Origin of the sequence: Actinomadura sp. NPDC048955, assembly GCF_040649435.1 — a bacterium.
Classification (GTDB): domain Bacteria; phylum Actinomycetota; class Actinomycetes; order Streptosporangiales; family Streptosporangiaceae; genus Spirillospora; species Spirillospora luteofluorescens.
Map to the genome: position 1 here is coordinate 39639 of NZ_JBEZJI010000009.1, position 20285 is coordinate 59923.

Genomic DNA, 20285 nt, shown 5'->3' on the forward strand with positions numbered 1-20285 from the left:
CGCGAGCGGGCTAAAACTCCCCATAGTCGAGGCTTTATGGCTTTTTAAGGTGAGTTCACGGCCTTTAGCGGCTTGCGGGGCGAGTGTGGGTATCAGGGCCCTGGAGACCCGCGAGAGGAGAGGCAGCGTGGACATGAAACTGGAGGTCGTCGTCGTGCCCGTCGCCGACGCCGACCGCGCCAAGGATTTCTACCAGGGGCTCGGCTGGCGGGAGGACGCCGACGTCACCACAGGCGAGGACTTCCGGGTGGTGCAGATGACGCCGCCGGGGTCCCCGTCCTCCATCATCTTCGGAACCGGCGTCACCTCGGATGCGCCGGGCTCGACGCACGGCCTGCACCTGGTGGTGGACGACATCGAGGCCGCGCGAGCCGAGATGGTCCGGCGCGGCGTGAAGGTCAGCGAGGTGTTCCACGACGCCGGCGGCGTCTTCCACCACGCCGGGACCCGGGCCCGGGTGGCCGGGCCGGACCCCGAGCGCGCGAGCTACGGCTCGTTCGCCTCCTTCGACGATCCGGACGGTAACGCGTGGTTCCTCCAGGAGATCACCACGCGCCTGCCGGGCCGCTGACCCGGACGCGAACTATCGGGATCTATCCAGATTTAAGGATTCTTGGTTCAGTTCCTACGCGGTCACCGGAAAGGCTGGTGCGACACGGACCGGACGACGACGGAGGATTGACGATGAAGACGATGTCCCGCTTCTCTGAATCGGCCCAGCGGAGGAGGGAGCGGTCGACCGCCCCCCTGCCCCGGAACGCGAGGGGTCCTGATATCCCGGACGCCGGGTATGTCATGGAGGAGATCGCCGACGGCGTCTTCTGGCTCAGTGACGGCCAGTACGGGAACATGTTCGTCGTCCATGACGAAGGGGTCATCGTGGTCGACTCGCCCCCGACGCTTGGGCACGACATCCTGCGCGCCATCAAGCGGGTGACCGACAAGCCCATGACACACGTGATCTACAGCCATGAGCACAGCGACCATGTGGGCGGCATGTCGATCTACCCCGACTCCGTCCCGCGCTACGCCCAGCGCATCGTCGCTCAGCGGCTGGAGGCTCTGGCCGACCCGGATCGGCCCCTCCCCACCGAGGTCTTCGACCACACCCTCACCATCGAGGCCGGCGACCACGTCATTCATCTGGACTACCCCGGCCCCAACCACACCGAGGGGAACAGCCTGGTCTATCTCCCGAACCAGCGGGTCGTGATGCTGGTCGACGTCGTCTTCCCCGGCTGGGTGCCGTTCTCGAACCTGGCACTGTCGGCCAACCTGCCCGGGGTGTTCGCCCTGTACGACAAGGTCCTCGGATACGACTTCGACCAGCTCGTCGGCGGCCACGTCAACCGCCCGGGGACGCCGGAGGACGTGCGCACCCAGATCGAGTACATGAACGACCTGCGCGCCACCACCGAGGCGGCGCTCTCGAGTGTGGACCTCGAAGCGGTCATGGCGCCGGTCGACCCCGAGAACGCCTGGGCCGTCTTCCGCGCCTACCTGGACGCGGTGTCGGCGCAGGCGGCCGACGACATCGTCCCCCGGTGGCTGGACCGCCTGGGCGGCGCGGACGTGTTCACGCTGCCCAACGCGTGGGCGATGGCCGAGTCACTGCGGCTCGACTACAACTCGCTCGGCCCGTTCAGCATCAAGCCTTGAGTACCCAGAGGCCCCGATGACCAGCTCGTCTCAGCGCGGAGCCGCACGAGTGGTCGTTCCTGCGCAAGTACCGACATGGCGGCCACGGCATCACCCGACCACCGACCACGGCCTGCGAAAACGGACCGGTCGCTGGACATGATGATCTCCAAGGGCTTGATCGAAGGCTGGACGCCCGGCATCTACGAGCCGAAGTCCACCGCTTTCGGAGGCACCGCGGACATGGGTGTCGCCCACGCGCTCTTCCACCACGACAGCCGCCTCACCCTCCAGCATCTGGCCGCGCACCGCCTCCGCCATAGGAACCCGCCAGAACTGGGGCGACGTAGGCATCGTGTTCGGCGTAATAGATGACTGCCTCGTAGGCTTGTTGTGGTGAGGGCCGGGCACCGGCGTTGTGAGCGCTCCAGGACGTCGCGGATCAAGAAGCCCTCCAGGAGATAGGTCCGGCCCTGTAGGTCCGGACGGGCTGTGCCGTCGGAGCGGGGGACGGCTATAGCGTCGCTGTGGGCGGTCCAGGGTCGCTGGCGAAGACGGTATGTCTGCGCTCATCCCCACGACCTGCTTGCGGTATCTCGTGCGGGCCGCTGCATACCGGCACTCCGGAGGGTGGGGCGCCCATCTTCCTCTCGCTGCAGGAGGGCGAGGTCCTCCCCGTCCCGCCGTCTGAATGATCATGTAGGTTCCCTCCAGCTGTGACCAGATGGGCTGGCGGGCAACGGAAGGTGCTCATTCATGGGTGCCAGAACGGCCGTTCGTCTACACCGACGGTCACCCCGCCGATCTACTGCGCAGCGCGCCCGAGCCCGACCCGGCGGCCACCGCGGCGCTGATCAGCCGGACCAACCCCGGCTGGGACGGGTCCACCACCTCGCCGGGAAACTTGGACGACTACATCAATCCCGATCAAGGGGTCGCCTACGCAGGCAGCTGCGCCTCGGAGGGTCGCTTCGAGACCAAACAGGCTGCGCTCAAGACCGGCTCGAGAAACGCCTGCGACGCTGCCAGCGGCATCTTTCGGGACCGTCCTGAAAATCGTGGGTGGGGTGGTGCCCTGAAGGCTAGGGCCGTTCCCTCCGGCAGGAAGAATCATCTGTGAGAGACGACGGTCGGTCGGTCGGGCTGGGTGTCCGGGCCGAGCTGATCGAGCGGGTCCGGACAGGGGATCGTCGGTGGGCCCAGACGGGCCTGCCCGGTGCCACCAAGACGGTGCTGCAGACCGCGTGTCGGAAGCGGAAATCTCCGAGCATCTGCGTCTCGAACGGGCGAACGCCCGGCCCGCCTGGAGGTAGCCACCGCAACCGCCAACTCGTCCGCACCCGTGTCCGCCGGACAAAATCGCGGTACCGCGGGACCGGGCGAAGCCTTTACGTTGTAGATCACTACATTGTTCACCTCTGCTCTGTACTGCTCTCGCGAGAAGGAGCGGGAGCGTAAGCAAAGGCCGCGGGTATCCAGCGCTGCTTCTCGTTGGTCAAGCCGGGGCGGGCCGGTGAGGACAGCAGTGGCCCGATGGCCGGCCGGTTCCACCAGCGGACATCGCCGCCGTCGCGGGAAACGACGGTGCCGCCGGGTTGCCCGGTGGCGATGACGGCCTCGCGGGTCTTGGCGAGGCAGCGGACGGCTCGTTCGAGCATGGTGACCGGCGCGTCGGCGCTCAGCAGGACGTCCCGGCATGCGCGGATGACCGCCAAGCCGGAGCCGGTGAATGCCGTGCCGTACCGGCGGGCCTTCCCGGGACGGTCAGACGGTTCGGCTTAACAGCAGCAACGCCTCCAGCCGATCCAGGTGACCTGTCTACCTGCACCCGCAGAGCAGGACGCGGCTTGCACACCGGCCTGTCGTGCATGCCGCGAGACAGGCTCCAGCCCACCCCCGGCTCATGGTTCCTGAGCGGACATGCGGCTAGCACTCAGCCCGACTTCGACCGCGCAGAGTGACTGGTAGCACTGTGGCCTCGTTCGCGATGGGAGAAGGGTGATCTCCCAATTTCCTCCCACCGGGCCACCGGTGGCCAACCCCGGATGCCACCAAGCCGGTGGGCGATACTGGGTTCGAACCAGTGGCCTCTTCGGTGTGAACACGATCAATCAAGCCCAACCCAAGCGGTCTCTAGACATCGCCGCAGGTCAAGCCGCATCCGTAACCGCGTCACGACGCACCTCTGGGAAGATTGAGTTCGTTGCGATCTCCCACAGCTCACGCCCCCGCTGCCGTCGATCGCGCGTAACGAACGGTAGCCGGAGGGAGGCCGTAGTTGCGCTTGGGATCCTTCTATGTTCGTCAAACTGGGGTGGTGGGTGTGTCGGTGGCGTTGAGGAGGCGGTAGATCTGCGGGCTAGATAGCGCTTGAGGCAGCGGCGGACCTCTTTGGTGGTGCGGCCTTGGGCCCGGCGTCGCTCGACGTAGGCGCGGGTTTGCGGGTCGTGGGTCATGCGGCTGAGGACGGCGATGTGCAGGGCTCGGTTCCGACGTGCTGCAACCCCGCCTGGTGCTGTGCCTTTACGGGCTGGGCACCAACGTGGGGATCAAACGCGTCGCCGCCGAGCTGGAGGACGATGAGGCGGTGCTGCGCCGGATCCGGCGGCTGTTCATCAACCGCGACAACCTGCGCGCGGCGATCATGCGCTACGTCAAGCCCGTGCCGAGGCCATCGCCAAGGTCGTCACCGAGGTCCTCGCGCCCGTCGCCTACCCACTGATCAACAAATCACGGATCGCTGACCGGCGAAGAAGTCGCTACCACCAATTCCTGCACTCAGCCTCCTCGAAGGCCACGCTGGGCGTCGACCCTCGGCCGGCGGCCCCGAGCGGCCGCGGCCGCGTCGTCTCAGGCTTCGTCGGTAGCGGCGTTGGTGAGGGTGCTTATCAGGGGGTTGGCGTTGGCGGTGAGCCAGGCAAAGGCCCATCGGATGGGTGGGGCGTCGCGGACGGGGATGTAGACCACGTCGGGTCGGGCGTAGAAGCGGGCGGCCTCGGCGGCAGCGGCGGCGACGGCCTGTCCGGTGGCGGTCGCCTTAAGCTCGTCCTCCCAGTTGGAGACGGTCGGGCCGCGGGCGATAAGGCGGCCTGACGGTGTGCGGAAGGGTTGGAAGGCTTCCTCCATGGACGCCGGGATCGGTGACTGGGGAGTCATGAAGGTCAGGTCGCCGTAGTCCTCCAGGCTGACCGAGTCGCGTTCGGCATGGGTGTGGGTGGCGGCCATGGCCAAGACGACTGGCGAGGTGTGGGTGATCGGTCCGACGGTGATGTCGGGTTCGCGGACCGGCAGCCACAGGTGGGCCACGTCGATCGTGCCCTCCCGCAGGGGTGTGAGCGGGTCGACGACGTTGAGTTCGCAGTGCACGAGCCGGGCGGTCGGGTGCCTGGCCTGAAACCGTTCGACGATGCCGTTGATCATCCAGCCTTGAGGTCCCATGGTGCCCAGGGTGAGGGTGCCGCTGATGTCACCGGCGGAGACCGACACGTCCTCGACCCCATCGACGATCTGCTGGTAGGCGGGCCGCAGGGACTGGTAGAGCCGCTGCCCGGCAGCGGTGAGCCCCACAGCGCGGCTGGTGCGGTCGAACAAGCGCACGCCGATCCGGCGTTCGGTCTTCTTGATCGACTGGCTGACGCGGGCCGGGGTGACGTGGAGGCGTTCGGCGGTGCGGCTGAAGTGCAGTTCCTCGGCCAGCGCCAGAAAGATCTCGATATCGCGGAGCTCCACGGGCCTTTGTCCTGATCTTTAAGCGTTCGGTTAATGAAAGGTTGCCGGACTCGTCGTTGATCGGGACCAGCCCGCAGGCGAGAGTGGGACGCGTCATCCCTGCTGAACGGCCTGAACCAGGCCCGCGAAGGAGCCCCTCGAATGTTTCAGGAGATGCGTTACCGCGGACCGTCGCTCGACGAGCTGCACGAGAACTACGCCAAGCGGCACCGGATCGACGAGGCCGCGCCCATCCGATCCACGCACGAGGTGGTGATCGACGCACCTGCCGAGCGCGTATGGGCCCTGCTCGCCGATCCTGCCGGCTGGTCGGCATTCGACCCGGCCATCCACGACGTGCGCATCGCCGGAGACGGCGACGTCACGGTGGACACACGGTTCACCTGGGTCAACGGCCGCACCTCCATCGCCTCACGGTTCGCCGTCGTCAAGCCGCTCCGCGAGATCACCTGGACCGGCAGCGCGATGGGCTCGCGCGTCGCGCACCGCCACGTCATCACCACCCGTGAGGACGGGGCCACGCTCCTGCGAACCGAGGAGTCCATGGCCGGAACCCTGCTCGGGCTCTTCTACAACAGCGCGAAGCTGCACGCCGAGCTGACGCGCTGGCTCGGCTCGATCAAGACCGCCGCGGAGCCCCGGGTGACCGCCATCTGATCAGGGGCCCTCAGCCACAAGTCCATCGAGGCGGAAGCGGCCCACATCCCGCCGCCGATCCTGAAGGCGTGGGTCGCAGCCGGGCCACAGACCGGGCATCTGCGCCTGGCGCCGTACCTGCGCCGGATCGCCGACCGCGACCTGCTGAAGATCGACAACGCCGAGAGCGCCGCCGTCCGCCCTCACCTTCTGACCGTCACCGACATCAACCAGCAGACTTTCCACGGCGCCGTCCCGCTGCCCCAGAAGGAGATCACTCAGCTCGTCACCCTGGGCGTGCAGGCCTTCCTCCGCAGCTACGCCCCCACCACCCCAAAGCGCACCAGTTCAGGGACGCCTTGAGGCCCGCTCCTATCTACGCATGTACGTGATAATGATCTTTCATCACGTACATGAGCGATCATGGCGGCGCGGCGACCGGGACAACCAGTGGCCTCTTCGGTGTGAAGCAAAGCAGAGAAGTCGATCTAGGTCGATCTGAGCCGAACAGTGAGCCTCTCACCTGCACAAACGCCTAGCTAAGTCGAGTTGAGTCGGTCGGAGCCTGGTTGCGGTAGCTGCGGGATCATCCGCCGCTCGACGGGAACCCGATCTCGATCGCGTAGGTCCTCGCTTCAGGAGGAGCGGACGGAGAGGGCGTGGCGGAACACGCCGCGCGGGTCCCAGCGGCGTTTGACCTGCTGCAACCGAGCGTAGCCGTCCTTGTAGTAGAGGGTGTGCCACGGGATGCCCGAGCCGTTCCACGTCGGGTCGGCCAGGTCGCTGTCGGGGTAGTTGATGAACGCGCCGTCGGCCGGGACGCCGCCGCTGTCGGCGTAGAAGTCGCGGTAGAGCTCGCGGATCCACGCCAGGTGCCGGGCCTCCTCGGCCGCGTCCTCCCAGCCGGCGAGGAAGCCGATCTTGAAGATCGAGTCACGGTGGGCGGTGGCGGTCGCGCCGGGACGCACGGTGTTGACCTGGCCGCCGTAGGTGTTCACGAACACGGTCCCGCCCGGATGGTCGTAGTCGGACCTGGTCAGATGCCGGTGGAGGGCGGCGGCCTGCCGATCGGTGAAACGCCGCCGCTGATAGCCCGACTTGATCTTGATGCTGTAGAAGGGGCCCGGCGCGTCGTCGAGACCGTGGATCGCCGCGGTCAGCCAGGGAAGGGTGGACGCCTGGCGCGCCGGCCGTACCTTGACGCCGCCTCCGAGCGCGGTGGTCAGATCGTCCAGCAGCCGGGTGGCGCCGCTGTCTGCGGCGACCTGGCCGTTCAGCGTGATGTGTCCGGCGGATCTGGTGCTCAGTGAGAACTCGGCGTACAGCGCGCACGCGGGCGACCCGGGTGCCGAGTTGCGCTCGCCCCACTCCCCATAATTGCGCACCAGCCGGACGAACGTCTCCCGGTCGAGCCGCTCCCACGGCCAGGACAGGGTGAAGTCCAAGACCGTGGCCGGAGGAGCCGGCAGCGTCCTGCCGCTCGGTGACCGGAACCAGTAGCGGGTGACGATCCCGAAGTTCCCGCCGCCGCCTCCGGTATGGGCCCACCACAGGTCCCGGTTGGGGTCCGACCGCTCCCTGCTGGCCACCACCCTCCTGGCCTTGCCCGACCGTCCGACGACGACGACCTCCACTGCGTACAGGTGATCGACCGACAGGCCGTGCAGACGGCACAGGGCACCGTAGCCGCCGCCGCTGACATGGCCGCCGACTCCCACCGAGCCGGCGGTTCCGGCCGGGACGGTCACGCCCCACCCGACGTACAGCCTCCGGTACATCTCACCTAACGTGGCGCCTGCCTCCACCTCGAAGGCCCTACGGCGCCGGTCATAGCGGACTGCCGTCATCTCGGAGAGGTCGATGACCACCCGGACGTCCGGGGCGTCCACGAAGTTCTCGAAGCAGTGACCTCCGCTGCGCACGGCGAGCCTCCGGCCGGTGCGCACCGCATCGTCCACCGCACGTACGACATCTTCAGCGGAGCGCACCACACGGATCTCCTCTGGCCGCCCCTCGAACCGCCGGTTGTAGCCTCGGCGCACCAGCGAGGGATAGCGCGGATCTCCCGGCTTCACGCTGACCGGCCCCTGAACAGACGCCTTCCCGGGAGGCGAGGTCACTTGCGCCAGAGGAACCGATGCGGCGGTCACCGCGCCGCCCCGCAGGATCGTCCTTCTCGTGTGTCCGGCCACCGGCGGCCTCCTCGAAGAGGGGGAATGTTCAGTCGCACGCTAAGAACGGGCGAGCCGAACGGTCACCAAGCTGCAGAGCCAATCGGCATCTACCCCATTAGTCTCACGAGCCGTCGGTGCGAGCGGCGTAGCGGCATTCATCACGGCGAGGCGCAGGCGCATGACGGCACCTTGGGGCTGGGCGGAGCGAAATGATGAGCGCCGTACGGTCAGCTGCTCCACGGCCAGACCGGTACCGCGCCGCCGGAAACTTCATCGAGCAGTTCAGGAACAACGACCACGTCCTGGACGGCGACCCCTTCTACATCACCATCACCCCCTGTCCCCTCAAACCGTCGTCGGAACACAGCCGAGAGCTGTTGCGCCGGGCGATGCATCAGTTCCGGCCGGCCGCACACCGGGCTAAATTCATGGCGGGGGTAGCAGAGGGCGAGCCGGTTCTCATCGGTGTCCTCGTCCCCGGTGATCGGCTCCACGGCCAGCGCACCGGCTCGTGGAGCGCGTCAGCTAGAGCAAGGACGTCGGCCAGCGGGGCCTCGGACAGGCTGCGGCACAGGACAGGCTGCGACATCGGTAGACCGGTACGGTTCAGACCGGTCGCGGACGGACCGGCTGGCCGGCGGTTCAGTCGGCGAGACCGGCTCGTCGTAGCAGTTTCAGCCAGTCGTCGTACTCCACCAACTCGTCGTCGATCGCCGTAAGGCGTGCGTATTCCGGAGAGGCCAACCGCTCCAGGAAGAACGCCTCCAGCCCGGGCGCGAGCCGTTCGAAGCGCTCCGCGTCGACCCACTCCCAGTGCTCGTCCGGGATACCGAGGATGCCGCGGCCCGCGCGGTCGAGGAAGATCGGTGTGTCGCCGATCAACCCGACGCAGAACAGCTTCTCCGGGGACAGATCCAGCGGGGAGTCGACCACCGGCCCGCAGTAGAACTGGTGCTCCTCGGCCTCCTCCAAGCCGAAGAGCTGCACGGACGGCCCGCAGCTCGCACCGTCCAGCACCCGGCAGAAGTCCAGGAACTCCCGGGGCACCCCGTCGGCCTCCGCGGCGGCCGCCGTCTCCTCGTCGACGGTCCCGCCGAGCGTGGACCGGAGCAGGTCCGTGCTCTCCGCCAGCGCCGCACGCAGGGCGTCCACCGTCGCGATCAGACGGGACGATCCCGGGCTCGCGCTAGTCATCTGACCACCCGCCAGTTCTTGACGTTCTCGGCGGTGTTGTCGCCATAGACCTGAATGTTCGCACGCATGGTGTGACCTCTTCATGGTGTCGCCCGGGTGGACTCGCGCTGCCGGGGCCGACCGTATTTGCCGATGCAGGACCGCTGGGCCGAGGCCCGGAACGCGCGGTGGTCACGCAAGCGCCGGCAGGCTCGCTTCGTGACGGACCGATGATCATCGTTCGTGTGTCGTCGCAGCGTGTGCCCGGGAGCAAGTATGCCGTGACCGCCTTTGGTGAAGCCTTCCGCAAGGAGGTCACACAGCGCCACCTGCGGGTCTCGCTCGTAGAGCCTGGCGCGGTGGAGACCGAGCTGCCCCTCCAGAACCGTCCCGACGTCCGGGACCGGGTGTACGAGCGCTACACCGCGATGGAGTGCCTGCGTCCCACGGATGTGGCGGACACCATCGCCTTCATCGTCACCAGGCGGCGCCACGTCGCGGTGAACGAGATCCTGGTCCGGCCGACGGAGCAGCAGGAATTTTGGGCGGGACGCCGCAGCGTCGGCTCGGCCAGAGTGGGTGCAGGGCACCCACGCCAGGGGACTCGGTCCGCATTACTGTCGGCAGGGTGGACAGTGAGAACAAGCTCGGTGAGTACCTCAGGGCCCGGCGAGCACTGGTCCGGCCGCAGGACGTCGGTCTGCTCGACGACGGTCCTCGGCGGGTGCCGGGCCTTCGGCGCGACGAGGTGGCCCTGCTCGCCGGAGTGAGCACGGACTACTACATCCGGCTGGAGCAGGGCCGGGAACGGCATCCCTCCGATCAGGTGCTGCGGTCGATCGCCGGCGCCCTGCGACTGGACGACGACGCCGCCGTGCATCTGTTCCGGCTAGGCCTGCCGGTGTTCGGGGCGCGGGCGGCCGCGTCACCGACCGCCGCTCCGGAGCTGGTCCGGCTGATGGACGGCATGCCGGACGTGCCGGCCTTCCTGGTCGGCGCGGCGCAGGACATCCTGGGCGCGAACGCGATGGCGCGCGAGCTCTACGGCGGGTTCGCCCGGTACGACAACCTGTTGCGCATGATCTTCCTGGACCCGTATGCGAAGTCGTTCTACGGTGATTGGGACGCCGCGTCGCGTCTCGCGGTGAGCAATTTGCGGGCGTCGTCCTCACAGTTCCCCGCGGACGAGCGCATCCAGCGGGTCGTCGGTGAACTGACATTGCATAGCCCGGCGTTCTCGAACCTGTGGGCTCGCTACGAGGTGCGTCCGCGGACCCGTGAGAAGAAGCACTTCGTGCACCCGCGTGCAGGGGAGCTGTGGCTGCACTTCGAGACCTTCGCGGTCACCAGTGCCCCTGGACAGCACCTGTCCGTCTACAGCGCCGAACCCAGCAGCGCCAGTCACGACGGCCTGGTCCTCCTGCGACGTCTGGCCGACCAGGCGGCCGCCGATGCGGAGGACGCCGACGAGGACACGACTCTGGAGAAGGGTGACACCCGATCATGAACACCTCCCTCGCCGACCGCGCGGGCACCTACGAGATCGCCGGGAAGAAGATCGCTCGCCTGGGCTTCGGTGCCATGCGGCTGACCGGACTCGGCATCTGGGGCGAGCCCGAGGACCGCGCCGAGTGTGTGCGTATCGTGCGGCGTGCCGTCGAACTCGGCGTGCTTCTCATCGACACCGCCAGTTCCTCTTTCCCCGGTCCTGACCTCGATGCCCGGGGTCGCGGTCAGGATCGCAGCAGTCCTGCTGGTCACCGTCGGCGACGGCACCAACTTCCCCACCGCCGCACACCTGGCCTCCTACGCCGGCCTCGCCCCCACCACCAAGTCCTCAGGGACCTCGATCCACGGCGAACACGCACCCAGAAGCGGAAACCGGCAGCTCTAACGGGCCATGTTCCTCTCAGCCTTCGCCGCCCTGCACGACCCCGCCTCCCGCCCCTACTACGACAGATGCCGAGCCCGCGGCAAAACCCACACCCAAGCCCTGCTCCGCCTGGCCGCCACCGCATCAGCGTGCTGTTCGCCATGCTCCGCGACGGCGCCTTCTACGAACCTCGCCGCCCCCAAGCGACGGCTGCATGAGCCATGCCCACAGGCAGTCGATCCAGATCAACACCTTGTGTCGCCTGTCCAGGCCGAAATATCTGCGGCACCCCGACGGACAGCTTCTTCCATCCATGGCACCGCCATCGCCTGGCTGGTCTGTAGCGTCCGCTTCCAGGAGTTGAGGTCGGAAAGCGGGTCCTCAGATTTCGGGAGCCGTCCGTGCGACTACACAGAACTACTTTGGGGCTCATCGCAGCTTCCCGAGTCCCGGGCCCTCAACGGACGCGCAGTACGAGGGGCTTTGATGTGGCGATGACGGTGTCCTCGTCGAGGAACTGCTTATAGGAGACTGTCGCCTCGCCGTAGTAGGCGGCTGTGTAGCCATGTTCGATGTCGAAGGCGAAATCCATCGTCTCCCCGGGAGCCGCAACGGGTCGCCAGTCCACGAATCTGGTGTTGCCGAAGACCAATTCCACCTGCACGACGTGGTCCACCACCATGCCCGGATCCGCTGGGACCCGCACGGTGATCCCCTCGATGACGTCGGTGTCCAGGAGACCGTCGGCGGCCTCCACAACGATGGGCGTGGCCAAGGTGGCGGACTCGTCCGGGTCTTCGGCGGGCGCCGGGACGGCGCAAGGGTCCGCAAGGTGGAGGCCGCTGTCGCGCAGCGCGGCGCAGAGGTCTCGGACCTCCTGCAAGAACGCAGGATAGTCCTCGCCGAACGTGGCCACGCCGGCCGACACCGCTCCGACAGCTCCCGTGAGCGCGTGCGGATCGCCTGCGCACAAGACGGCGGGCAGCGCCATGTGAGGCTGCGATATCCGTGCCGGCTCCGAGCGCTCCGCCCGGGTGAACACGGTGACGGCTTCGGTTTCCGTTCCCTCGACCAGAGACTGCGTTGGCTCGTGCCGCGGCGGCGGCACCGCCTCGCCGACCGTCCGGTCCGGGGCGTTGGGGTCAGCGAGCAGGGCCCGCACTGCGTTGGCTCGGTCGTCGAAGGGGAAGGGCAGTGCCCGCCCCTGCGCGAGTGCGGCCAGCGCCGGGGCGACCCACGCGAGATCGGCGAGACCGGCCTCGGTCGCGGCGCGGCGAGCCGCGAACTCGGCGATCCCGCGCTGGACACCGGGGCCTGCCGCGTCCATCTCGTGCACGAGATCGGCGTCATAGCGCACCAGGGACAGCGCTTGCGGCACCGCCCGCAAGGTGGCGGTCGGCAGCCGGCCTCCCCACTCCAGCCGCTCGGTCTCGCGGAGCTTTTCGAAGTGGGCGCGCTTGCGTCCGGCGGGGGGCGGATCTTCGGCCGCGGCGGGAGCCGCCTCGGCGCGCTCGGCCTCGATCTTCCCGAGGCCCCTGGGCGGGCGCGGAGCCTTCGGGGCGGGCCGGTGGGCGGCGGGGAAGAGCTGGAAGTCGATGACGACGCGGCCCACCCGGCCGTCGTCTGTGCGGCCGATCCAGACGGGGTAGGAGCCGTCGCCCCAACCGGCGCTGAAGGCGATGAGGTTCGGCTCGGGCTCTGGAGCGTCCAGTTCCGTCGTGAAGGAGCCGTCGCCGTCGAGGCGTTCGATCAGGCCGTCGAACTCTTCCTCGCTCACCGTGCGGGCCGCGTCGAGGAACGCCGCCGTTCCGGCGTCCACACCGACCCCGTAGAACTGGTCCTCGCCGAGCAGCCCCGGATCCTCACCGGGCTTCAGGGCCATCTCCCACTCGTGGGGCGGGGCGTCCAGGACGGTCACCCGGGCCGCGGCGACACGCGTCCCGCCTGCCGTGCGCATCAGCGACACCGTGACCGGGAACTCGCCTGGCGGCACGGCGACGGTCCGCAATGGTTCGGTGATCCAGCCGGGGTCTGACTCAGCGCAAGCGGCCGCGCGGCGCGATCCGCTGGTCACTGCGGCGCCGCGGGATCGGGGCCACCACCCCGAACGCGCCGACCAGCGGGCCGGACGGATCCGCCGCGGCTCACGCGGCGGGCGCCCGCCGGTCTTCGACCCTGCCGTCTACAAGCGCCGCAACGTGGTCGAACGCTGCATCGGACGTCTCAAGCAATGGCGCGGCATCGCCACCCGGTTCGACAAACTCGCCCGCAACTACCGGGCAGCGATCGTCCTGGTCACCGCTCTGCTCCGGATCAACACATGATCCACCGGACACGGCGGGCACATCCTCTGGCGCGGGGCGCCAACAGAGGCGCTGATGGGGGCCTTGGGAGGGCGCGAGACCGGCACTTGGATTCGAGGCAGCCAGCGAGGCGCGCTGGCGCGGCCTTGGGCGACCAGGTGAGCCCCTTCGAGGTCGGCAGGGGCCAGCGGACGCGCTCCTCAAAGTTGTACCTGGGACCGGTGGCCGACCGCACGGGACTGGCCGACACCCCGGCACCGCGCAAGCCGGCACGGCCGACCGGAAAGCTCCCGCCATCCCTGGAACCGATTCCGGCTTCGTGATCATAGACTAACGATGCGTGATAAGGTCGTGATCTGGCTGCCACCCGCTTTCTGCCGGGCGCTCGAATGCACTGTCAAGCAGCTTGGCGCGCCATCAGCGCTTCACGTACAGGTCAGTTAGTAGCGGACGATGCGGCTGGATGAGCCCGGCCCGATCGGAGGACGTCGCCGGTGGTAGGGCACAGCACGATGAGACGTGCCGCCGCCTTGCTCATCATCGTCCTTTGCGGCTGCCTGCACCTGGTTCTGGACACGGCTCTCCAAAGCGCAGGCCCCGGCGAGTTCGCGGCGCCGACTTCGGCGGGCAGCATCCAGCTGAGCGACTCGGGCGCACTTCGCTCCAGTTCGGAGGAGCGGAAGTCCGCGCAGGAGTCGCCCAAGCATCTGACTGTCCGGGCGAGCAGTCGCGTGGCCAACCCCAAAGAGGTTGAAGCCCCGGACACCCCGACACGATCGGCATTCACCGCCGACGTGAGCACGATCGCGTTTCCGCGCCGCGTCGGCGGGCTCGTGCACGCGATCAGCAGACGTACCACCGGGAACATACCCGCCATCCTCCAGGTATTCCGTTGCTGACAGCGCCCTCCGGCGCGTGTTCTTCCTGCCGAAACACCGTTTGAGGGCGTAAGCCGTCGTGCTTGGTCGGTACGACCGTGCCACATGAATGAACAACGCCCTCATCGCACATCGGTACCGGAAACGGGTCAACGCGACCGGACGACCACACCGTCAGATCGTCCTTTGTCCAACTCCTACGATGCCCTCGCATTCGCCGGGGCACCCTGGAGGTATTTCGCATGCGCACTTTCATTGACCATGCCCGAACGTTCGGCTCCCGGGCCGCGGAGAACGGCGGAGAACTCCATCGGCTCGCCGACGGCCAGTCGCCTCTGGCGCTGTTCATCACCTGCTCCGACTCGCGCGTGATCCCTTCCCTGTTCACCGGAGCCCGTCCAGGGGAGCTGTTCGAGCTGCGCACGGCGGGCAACATCGTTCCGCCGTACCGGCTGGACCGTCCCACCAGCGAAGCGGCGACCATCGAGTTCGCGATCGAGATCCTCGGCGTCGCCGACGTCGTGGTGTGCGGGCACTCCCACTGCGGGGCCGTCGGCGCCCTGGTCCGCGGCGACGACCTCAGCGCCGCCCCCGCCGTCCGCACATGGCTGGCCGAGGCCGCCGGCACCTCGCCGCGTCTGCCCGGTGACGCCGCATCCGAGCGGGCGGCATCCCCTTCCGCCGGCTGCGGCGACCTGGCGGCAGCGGTCCAGAGACATGTGCTCGATCAACTGGAGCGGTTGCGCGCCTATCCCGGCGTGGACGAGCGGGCCGCCGACGGCCGGATCGGCCTGCACGCCTGGTACTACGAAGTGCACACCGGATCGGTGCTGGCGCACCGGCCGGACGCCGACACCTTCTCTCCCCTGTAGGTGAGGACCGATGCTCCCAACGACCCTGCGGTCCTCCCGAGTGCTTCGGAACGAGATCACCGCGTCCCTTGTCGTCTTCCTCGTCGCCATGCCGCTGTGCGTGGGAGTCGCGGTCGCCTCCGGCGTCCCGGCCGAGCTGGGCCTGATCACCGGCATAGTCGGCGGCCTGGTGACCGGTCTGCTTCCCGGCAGCAGCCTCCAGGTCAGCGGGCCCGCCGCGGGCCTGACCGTCCTGGTGTACGAGGCCGTCCAGACATACGGCCTGAGCACGCTCGGCGCGATAGTCCTCGCGGCGGGCCTCCTGCAGTTGCTGCTCGGCGCGCTGCGGATGGGGCGGTGGTTCCGCGCGATCTCCGTGGCCGTGGTGGAGGGCATGCTCGCCGGAATCGGCCTGACCATCATCGCCGGGCAGTTGTACGCCATGGCCGATGCCACCGCGCCCGGCTCGGGTATGGCCAAACTCGCCGGGCTGCCGGGCCTGCTCCTCGACAGCACCGGATCAGCCGCGGCGCTGGCCGCGCTCGGCGTCGGCGCGGGCACCGTCGCACTGCTGGCGGGATGGGCGCACCTGCCGAAACGAGTCCGAAAAGTTCCGGCGCCGCTCGCGGCCGTGGCTCTGGCGACGGGTGCGTCCTTCCTGCTGGATCTGCCCGTGGCTCGGCTGGACGTACAGGGCCTTCTCGGAGCCGTCCAGCCACCCGGCATCGGCGACGTGGGCCGACTGGCCGAGATCGGCGTCCTCGGAACCGTGCTGGCATTCGCGCTCATCTCTTCCGCGGAAAGCCTGTTCAGCGCCGCCGCGGTCGATCGCATGCACGACGGCCCCCGTACCGACTACGACAAGGAGCTCATGGCCCAGGGCACCGGCAACACCGTGTGCGGGCTCCTGGGAGCCCTGCCGATGACGGCGGTGATCGTACGCAGCGCCACCAACGTGCAGGCAGGAGCGCAGACCAAGGCTTCGCGCGTCCTGCACGGGCTCTGGATTCTCTTGTTCGCCGCGGCCTTCCCTGCGGCGCTGGGAATCATCCCGCTCGCCGCCCTCGCGGGCGTGCTCGTGCACGCCGGCTGGAAACTCATGCCTGTCAAGCAGTTGCGCCCCTTGTGGCGCCGTCATCGCGGCGAGGCACTGATCCTCGTCCTCACGGCCACGGCAGTGGTCGTCCTCAACCTGTTCGAGGGAGTGCTGCTCGGCCTGGTGCTGGCTGTGATCAAGACAGCCTGGGAGACTTCGCACATCCAGATCGAGGTGGACGAAAGGGAAGAGGTGACCGGCGCGCACGGGCGTCCGGTGCGTGTCGCCCTGGCCGGCCACGCCACGTTCTTGCGTCTACCGCAGATGTTGGACACCTTGGAGAAGCTTCCGCGCGATCGGCCGGTCCAACTGGACCTCACCGGTCTGCGGCACCTGGACCACGCCTGCCACACGGCGCTGATGAACTGGGTGGAGCGCCACAACCAGGCGAGCCTCGACATGGTCTCGGTCGGAGACGCCCGATCCTGAGGTCCGCCCGGAACCCGTGACGGGGCAGATGCGGGCGTCCTGCCCGCATCTGCCCCCCGTCACTCCGTCTCACACGGGCATGTGCGGACCAGATGCCCGTCGAGCGGGAAGTGCAGGCTGCGCAGGCCAGCCCAGACGGTCAACGTTCGTCCGGCCAGACCCTGGGGAACCGAGAACCGCTGCCGTCCCGGCACCAGAGTCACCTGACCGCTGGGTGGGACGCGGACCTCGAACCGCACCGCCGACTCCTGTGGCCGGTCGGCCGGTGGCTCGATCACCTCGACCCGCAACGGTGCCTCGGCCTCATCCTGGCTCGCGGGCTCGGGCTCGGGCTCGTCGGGGCGGGAGCGTGCGGGCGGAACACGCTGGCCGGGGTGGCCATGTTCAGCGCTTGGTGGGGCCGCTGGTGGTTGTAGGCGTGCACCCAAGCAGCGATGGCGTCCTGCGCGGCGGCCAGGGACTCGAACCGCACCGCATGGTGCAGCAACTCCTGGCGCAGCGTCTTGTGGGAACGCTCGATCTTCCCGGTCGTGGTAGGGGAGCGGGGCCTGGTGAGCCGCTGATTGACGCCGTTCTGACGGCAGGCAGACGCGCTCGAACAGAACCTCAACCGGCTGTGGCCGGATGTGCCGCCGGTGAACTGCTTGCCGTTGTCGCTGAGCACCTCGAACGGCAGCTTTGACTGTCCGGTTACGAGCATCGAAGAAAGCCGCCTCTCGACAAATCCGCAGGTCAGACAGCATCCTTCGCTCCACACAGCGCACTTCAGCGAAGATCAAGGACGTTGCGATCTCCCATGGTCAACACCCCCGCCACCACGACCTCACTAACCCACGTAACCGGAGATGCCCTGCCGGTCCGGACTCTCTGAGAAGCCTCTCCGGCCTTCGATTGTCCGCGCTCACCGGTCGCCCGCCCGGCCACCTGGCAGGCGCGCTCCTTGAGCTCCGCGACCCGCCCCCGACCTGGGAAGGCTTCCGCCACACCCCGCAGATCGGCGGACTGCGCTGCGACGCCCGCCACCCGGGCGGGCCGGTGTTTCGGGTGCTGCAGCATCACCGTTACGTCTGCACCCGGCACCGCCACTGGATTGGGCCGCCCGACATCAACGACCGCGGGCCCATCTGGAGATTGCTCCTGAGGCCGTGGCCGCCCAACGGCGGCATCTCCTCTCTGGTCCGTCGTCACGGCTGGCCACGCAGGCATGTGTGCTCGGGCGACTCGATGAGCGACGCGCCATGGGCGCCTTGGCCGAGGAGCTCGGCTGCGATGCCTCCAACATTCACCCAGATCGTCGCGCGTCTCGAAGCGCTCGGCCTCGTGACCCGTGAACCGAATCCCCGGGACCGCCGCGCACGACTCGTCGCGCGAACTTCCCGAGGAGACGAGATCAACCACCGGTTCGCAACAGCCTTCACCTTCGCCCGCACGACGGTCGGACGACTCTCACCCGACGAACAGGGTCAGTTGACGGCGCTGCTGCGCAAAGCACTGGGCTGACACGTGCCCGCAGCCCCACCCAACCAAACGCTTCATGGGTGCGGGCAGCTGCAGTACAGCGCCGCCAGCAGCGGCCGCTCATGAGTCAACGGTGGAGGGCGCCCGTGTCCGGTCCGCCCTCCGCCTGCCCTCCCCCGACCGCGCCGCCAGCCGCTCGGCCTAGCATCTGAACCCTGCCGCGAGGGCTGCCAGCAGGCCCCGCCGGGGGGGCGGGGTCTCGTCCAGGAACTCACTGGCCAGGGTGGTGGTCCGGTCGCCGACCTCGCGGGCCGCCTCGTCGATCGCCACCATCCGCGCTGCCGTGTCGGCGGCGCCTAGTAGGCGGGCCGGTTGACTGCGCGGCGGGTCGGCGTCTTGCGCCGAGGCGATTCTGCCCGGCCCTCGGCCGAGCAGGGCCACCAGGCGGGCGCACCTCCAGCTCACCTGACGCCCGCCTGTAAATGCGAACGATTTCGCGTTACCCTTGTGACGCAACCCACAGGAAGGGGCGCCGCATGGACGCGAAACCGCCCGCGACGGGGGCCGTGCGCCCCGGCGGCCGGACGGCGCGCACTCGCGCGGCGGTGCTGGCCGCGACCCGGGACGAACTGGAGGCCGGCGGCTACGCCGGGCTCACCCTGGAGAAGGTGGCCGAGCGTTCGGGCGTGCATCTGGCGACGCTGTACCGGCGATGGCGGACGGTCGAGGGACTCGTCGTCGACCTGCTGGGCGAACTGGGCAAGACCGAGATCCCGATACCCGACACCGGCTCGTTGAAGGACGACCTGCGGGCGCTCGCGCTGGCCATCACCGCCCTCTACCGGCAGCCCAGGGCCCGGGCGCTCGTCGAGGGCGTCGTGGCCGCCGCCGTCCGGTCCCCCCAGGCGTCCACCGCCTGGGCGACGGTGATCGCCGAGCGCAACCGCCTCGCGTCCCGGATCGTCGAGCGGGCCGTGGGACGCGGCGAACTGCCGCCGGGAGCCGACGGCATCGCGATCATCAGCGCCGTCGGCGCCCCCGTCTACTACCGCCTGCTCGTCGCTCGCGGGCCGTTGGACGACGAGGTCGCCGAGAGAGCCGCCGCGGCCGCGTACGCCGCCGCCCTCAGCGGCGCCTTCACCCCCGCCGACTCCCCCGGCCCTCCATAAGGCAGCGGCGTACACCCGCCGCACCAGCGAAAGGACCCGCCCAATGTGCCAGGACATCGAGTTCATCTCGGCCGGGACGATCGAGATACGCAAGAGCTTCGACGCCGACCGGCGCGCCCGGTTCAACGGCGTGGCGTCGGCCGAGAGGCAGCGCCGATTCGTCGTCCAGGCCTCGCACGAGATGCGCACACCGCTTGCCGCGCTACGACTGGAGTTGGAAGAGGCCCTGACCAACAGGGATGTCGCCGACCCCTTCGCGGCCTTGAAGGAAGCGTTGCAGAGCGTCGAGCGCTTGGAGAACACGGTCATCGCCCTGCTCTGGTCGCTCCAAAGGGACGCTTCGGAGCGCCCTTAGGCTGCAGCGGCGGGCGAGTGCTACCGCCATCGGCACCGGCATGGCGGGTCGGTCAGGGGATGGCCCGGTCAACGGACTGTCTGTTAGGGCGTGTTTTGCGGATTGTGATTGAGGATGAGGCTGGCGATGGTGACGACGGCGCGGTAGTGCGTGGCGAGTTTGTCGTAGCGGGTGACAGAAGGATCAAGATCCTCGGGATACATCAGCGCCTCTTCCAGGTGAAGTCGAAGCGCGGTCAGCGGTGTGCGCAGGTCGTGGCTCAGGTCGCGGGGAGTTCGCCGGGCCAGGTCGTCTGCACCAAGGCAATCGAGAGGGGCCTTGGTCGTCGCAACGTCGCGGCTCTCGACCACCTGGCTTCCGGATGCAAGGGGCGCGCTTTACGTCTGGTGCTGGCTCATGGTTCGGCCTTCCGTAAAGCTCATCTGGTTACCGGTCCAGCGTGCCTTCAGGGCAGAGGTCGCGGCGGGGGGTGAAGTACGGGTATCGCTACCTAGATCTAGTGCAAGACCGGGTGTCCGACCGG

Annotated in this window: 23 protein-coding genes and 3 pseudogenes; 16 read left to right on the forward strand and 10 right to left on the reverse strand. The window is 68.5% G+C overall.

Annotated elements, in window-relative coordinates:
• Positions 1-133 precede the first annotated feature (133 nt).
• From AB0C84_RS11920 to AB0C84_RS11935, 4 genes are all read left to right on the forward strand, one after another.
• Positions 134-571: a VOC family protein gene (locus AB0C84_RS11920; protein ID WP_361064747.1), complete on the forward strand. Its 438-nt coding sequence runs from the start codon at positions 134-136 to the stop codon at positions 569-571.
• 113 nt (positions 572-684) lie between these two features.
• Positions 685-1659, forward strand: coding sequence for an MBL fold metallo-hydrolase (locus tag AB0C84_RS11925; RefSeq protein ID WP_361064387.1), 975 nt, complete (start codon positions 685-687; stop codon positions 1657-1659).
• Between the two features lie 138 nt (positions 1660-1797).
• The gene (locus tag AB0C84_RS11930; protein ID WP_361064390.1) at positions 1798-2013 is read left to right on the forward strand and encodes a lantibiotic dehydratase C-terminal domain-containing protein; all 216 of its coding nucleotides are present in this window, start codon (positions 1798-1800) and stop codon (positions 2011-2013) included.
• A 385-nt stretch (positions 2014-2398) separates the two neighbouring features.
• The gene (locus AB0C84_RS11935; RefSeq protein WP_361064393.1) at positions 2399-2758 is read left to right on the forward strand and encodes a hypothetical protein; all 360 of its coding nucleotides are present in this window, start codon (positions 2399-2401) and stop codon (positions 2756-2758) included.
• Positions 2759-3050: 292 nt separating this feature from the next.
• Here AB0C84_RS11935 and AB0C84_RS11940 read toward each other — a convergent pair whose 3' ends face one another.
• Positions 3051-3353 carry a hypothetical protein gene (locus AB0C84_RS11940; RefSeq protein ID WP_361064396.1) on the reverse strand — a complete coding sequence of 101 codons (303 nt, stop codon included), beginning with the start codon at positions 3351-3353 and terminating at the stop codon, positions 3051-3053.
• 589 nt (positions 3354-3942) lie between these two features.
• Positions 3943-4149 (reverse strand): annotated as a pseudogene (locus tag AB0C84_RS11945) (IS110 family transposase); the annotation flags it as partial.
• Between the two features lie 31 nt (positions 4150-4180).
• Here AB0C84_RS11945 and AB0C84_RS11950 point away from each other — a divergent pair.
• On the forward strand, positions 4181-4360 hold the full coding sequence (locus AB0C84_RS11950) for a hypothetical protein (RefSeq protein ID WP_361064750.1): 180 nt from the start codon (positions 4181-4183) through the stop codon (positions 4358-4360).
• A gap of 128 nt (positions 4361-4488) precedes the next feature.
• Here the strand turns inward: AB0C84_RS11950 and AB0C84_RS11955 are convergent, their stop codons facing one another.
• Positions 4489-5367: a LysR family transcriptional regulator gene (locus AB0C84_RS11955; protein ID WP_361064399.1), complete on the reverse strand. Its 879-nt coding sequence runs from the start codon at positions 5365-5367 to the stop codon at positions 4489-4491.
• Between the two features lie 141 nt (positions 5368-5508).
• On the opposite strand from AB0C84_RS11955, the gene AB0C84_RS11960 reads away from it, so the two are divergent.
• Together AB0C84_RS11960 and AB0C84_RS11965 are read left to right on the forward strand one after the other, a co-directional pair.
• Positions 5509-6024 (forward strand): SRPBCC family protein, encoded by a 516-nt coding sequence (locus AB0C84_RS11960; protein WP_361064402.1) that lies wholly within the window; start codon positions 5509-5511, stop codon positions 6022-6024.
• Between the two features lie 60 nt (positions 6025-6084).
• Positions 6085-6366 (forward strand): TetR/AcrR family transcriptional regulator C-terminal domain-containing protein, encoded by a 282-nt coding sequence (locus AB0C84_RS11965; protein ID WP_361064753.1) that lies wholly within the window; start codon positions 6085-6087, stop codon positions 6364-6366.
• 272 nt (positions 6367-6638) lie between these two features.
• On the opposite strand, the gene AB0C84_RS11970 is transcribed toward AB0C84_RS11965, so the two are convergent.
• From AB0C84_RS11970 to AB0C84_RS11980, 3 genes are all read right to left on the reverse strand, one after another.
• A complete protein-coding gene (locus AB0C84_RS11970) occupies positions 6639-8123 on the reverse strand; it encodes an FAD-binding protein (protein ID WP_361064405.1) in 1485 nt (494 codons plus the stop codon).
• Between the two features lie 281 nt (positions 8124-8404).
• Positions 8405-8671: a hypothetical protein gene (locus AB0C84_RS11975; RefSeq protein ID WP_361064408.1), complete on the reverse strand. Its 267-nt coding sequence runs from the start codon at positions 8669-8671 to the stop codon at positions 8405-8407.
• A 148-nt stretch (positions 8672-8819) separates the two neighbouring features.
• Positions 8820-9371: a hypothetical protein gene (locus AB0C84_RS11980; RefSeq protein WP_361064411.1), complete on the reverse strand. Its 552-nt coding sequence runs from the start codon at positions 9369-9371 to the stop codon at positions 8820-8822.
• Positions 9372-9978: 607 nt separating this feature from the next.
• Between AB0C84_RS11980 and AB0C84_RS11985 the strand changes: the two genes are divergently transcribed.
• Together AB0C84_RS11985 and AB0C84_RS11990 are read left to right on the forward strand one after the other, a co-directional pair.
• On the forward strand, positions 9979-10857 hold the full coding sequence (locus AB0C84_RS11985) for a helix-turn-helix transcriptional regulator (RefSeq protein ID WP_361064414.1): 879 nt from the start codon (positions 9979-9981) through the stop codon (positions 10855-10857).
• A gap of 186 nt (positions 10858-11043) precedes the next feature.
• Positions 11044-11441, forward strand: a pseudogene (locus AB0C84_RS11990) (transposase); the annotation flags it as partial.
• 239 nt (positions 11442-11680) lie between these two features.
• Here the strand turns inward: AB0C84_RS11990 and AB0C84_RS11995 are convergent.
• Positions 11681-13180 (reverse strand): DUF4241 domain-containing protein, encoded by a 1500-nt coding sequence (locus AB0C84_RS11995; protein ID WP_361064417.1) that lies wholly within the window; start codon positions 13178-13180, stop codon positions 11681-11683.
• 145 nt (positions 13181-13325) lie between these two features.
• Here AB0C84_RS11995 and AB0C84_RS12000 point away from each other — a divergent pair.
• The 4 genes and pseudogenes from AB0C84_RS12000 to AB0C84_RS12015 all read left to right on the forward strand — a co-directional run.
• Positions 13326-13547 (forward strand): annotated as a pseudogene (locus tag AB0C84_RS12000) (transposase); the annotation flags it as partial.
• 509 nt (positions 13548-14056) lie between these two features.
• Positions 14057-14425, forward strand: a complete 369-nt coding sequence (locus AB0C84_RS12005; protein ID WP_361064420.1) for a hypothetical protein — start codon at positions 14057-14059, stop codon at positions 14423-14425.
• 221 nt (positions 14426-14646) lie between these two features.
• On the forward strand, positions 14647-15276 hold the full coding sequence (locus tag AB0C84_RS12010) for a carbonic anhydrase (protein ID WP_361064423.1): 630 nt from the start codon (positions 14647-14649) through the stop codon (positions 15274-15276).
• Positions 15277-15286: 10 nt separating this feature from the next.
• Positions 15287-16780 carry a SulP family inorganic anion transporter gene (locus AB0C84_RS12015; protein ID WP_361064425.1) on the forward strand — a complete coding sequence of 498 codons (1494 nt, stop codon included), beginning with the start codon at positions 15287-15289 and terminating at the stop codon, positions 16778-16780.
• 274 nt (positions 16781-17054) lie between these two features.
• On the opposite strand, the gene AB0C84_RS12020 is transcribed toward AB0C84_RS12015, so the two are convergent.
• Positions 17055-17480: an integrase core domain-containing protein gene (locus AB0C84_RS12020; protein WP_361064428.1), complete on the reverse strand. Its 426-nt coding sequence runs from the start codon at positions 17478-17480 to the stop codon at positions 17055-17057.
• A gap of 569 nt (positions 17481-18049) precedes the next feature.
• On the opposite strand from AB0C84_RS12020, the gene AB0C84_RS12025 reads away from it, so the two are divergent.
• On the forward strand, positions 18050-18280 hold the full coding sequence (locus AB0C84_RS12025; protein ID WP_361064431.1) for a MarR family transcriptional regulator: 231 nt from the start codon (positions 18050-18052) through the stop codon (positions 18278-18280).
• Positions 18281-18439: 159 nt separating this feature from the next.
• Here AB0C84_RS12025 and AB0C84_RS12030 read toward each other — a convergent pair whose 3' ends face one another.
• Positions 18440-18703, reverse strand: a complete 264-nt coding sequence (locus AB0C84_RS12030; protein WP_361064434.1) for a hypothetical protein — start codon at positions 18701-18703, stop codon at positions 18440-18442.
• 71 nt (positions 18704-18774) lie between these two features.
• Here AB0C84_RS12030 and AB0C84_RS12035 point away from each other — a divergent pair, with 71 nt between their 5' ends.
• Positions 18775-19407: a TetR/AcrR family transcriptional regulator gene (locus AB0C84_RS12035; RefSeq protein ID WP_361064437.1), complete on the forward strand. Its 633-nt coding sequence runs from the start codon at positions 18775-18777 to the stop codon at positions 19405-19407.
• A gap of 43 nt (positions 19408-19450) precedes the next feature.
• Complete coding sequence (locus AB0C84_RS12040; protein WP_361064440.1) at positions 19451-19762, forward strand: histidine kinase dimerization/phospho-acceptor domain-containing protein; 312 nt, start codon at positions 19451-19453, stop codon at positions 19760-19762.
• A gap of 83 nt (positions 19763-19845) precedes the next feature.
• Here AB0C84_RS12040 and AB0C84_RS12045 read toward each other — a convergent pair whose 3' ends face one another.
• A complete protein-coding gene (locus AB0C84_RS12045; RefSeq protein WP_361064443.1) occupies positions 19846-20112 on the reverse strand; it encodes a histidine kinase dimerization/phospho-acceptor domain-containing protein in 267 nt (88 codons plus the stop codon).
• Positions 20113-20285 lie beyond the last annotated feature (173 nt).

Bases quoted from the DNA above. Each gene is read 5' to 3' on its own strand.
- AB0C84_RS12015 (WP_361064425.1), top strand. From the start codon at position 15,287: ATGCTCCCAACGACCCTGCGGTCCTCCCGAGTGCTTCGGAACGAGATC.
- AB0C84_RS12020 (WP_361064428.1), bottom strand. From the start codon at position 17,480: ATGCTCGTAACCGGACAGTCAAAGCTGCCGTTCGAGGTGCTCAGCGAC.
- AB0C84_RS12035 (WP_361064437.1), top strand. From the start codon at position 18,775: ATGGACGCGAAACCGCCCGCGACGGGGGCCGTGCGCCCCGGCGGCCGG.
- AB0C84_RS11925 (WP_361064387.1), top strand. From the start codon at position 685: ATGAAGACGATGTCCCGCTTCTCTGAATCGGCCCAGCGGAGGAGGGAG.
- AB0C84_RS11980 (WP_361064411.1), bottom strand. From the start codon at position 9,371: ATGACTAGCGCGAGCCCGGGATCGTCCCGTCTGATCGCGACGGTGGAC.
- AB0C84_RS11920 (WP_361064747.1), top strand. From the start codon at position 134: ATGAAACTGGAGGTCGTCGTCGTGCCCGTCGCCGACGCCGACCGCGCC.
- AB0C84_RS11995 (WP_361064417.1), bottom strand. From the start codon at position 13,180: ATGCGCACGGCAGGCGGGACGCGTGTCGCCGCGGCCCGGGTGACCGTC.
- AB0C84_RS12010 (WP_361064423.1), top strand. From the start codon at position 14,647: ATGCGCACTTTCATTGACCATGCCCGAACGTTCGGCTCCCGGGCCGCG.
- AB0C84_RS12025 (WP_361064431.1), top strand. From the start codon at position 18,050: ATGCCTCCAACATTCACCCAGATCGTCGCGCGTCTCGAAGCGCTCGGC.
- AB0C84_RS12040 (WP_361064440.1), top strand. From the start codon at position 19,451: ATGTGCCAGGACATCGAGTTCATCTCGGCCGGGACGATCGAGATACGC.
- AB0C84_RS11930 (WP_361064390.1), top strand. From the start codon at position 1,798: ATGATGATCTCCAAGGGCTTGATCGAAGGCTGGACGCCCGGCATCTAC.
- AB0C84_RS11960 (WP_361064402.1), top strand. From the start codon at position 5,509: ATGTTTCAGGAGATGCGTTACCGCGGACCGTCGCTCGACGAGCTGCAC.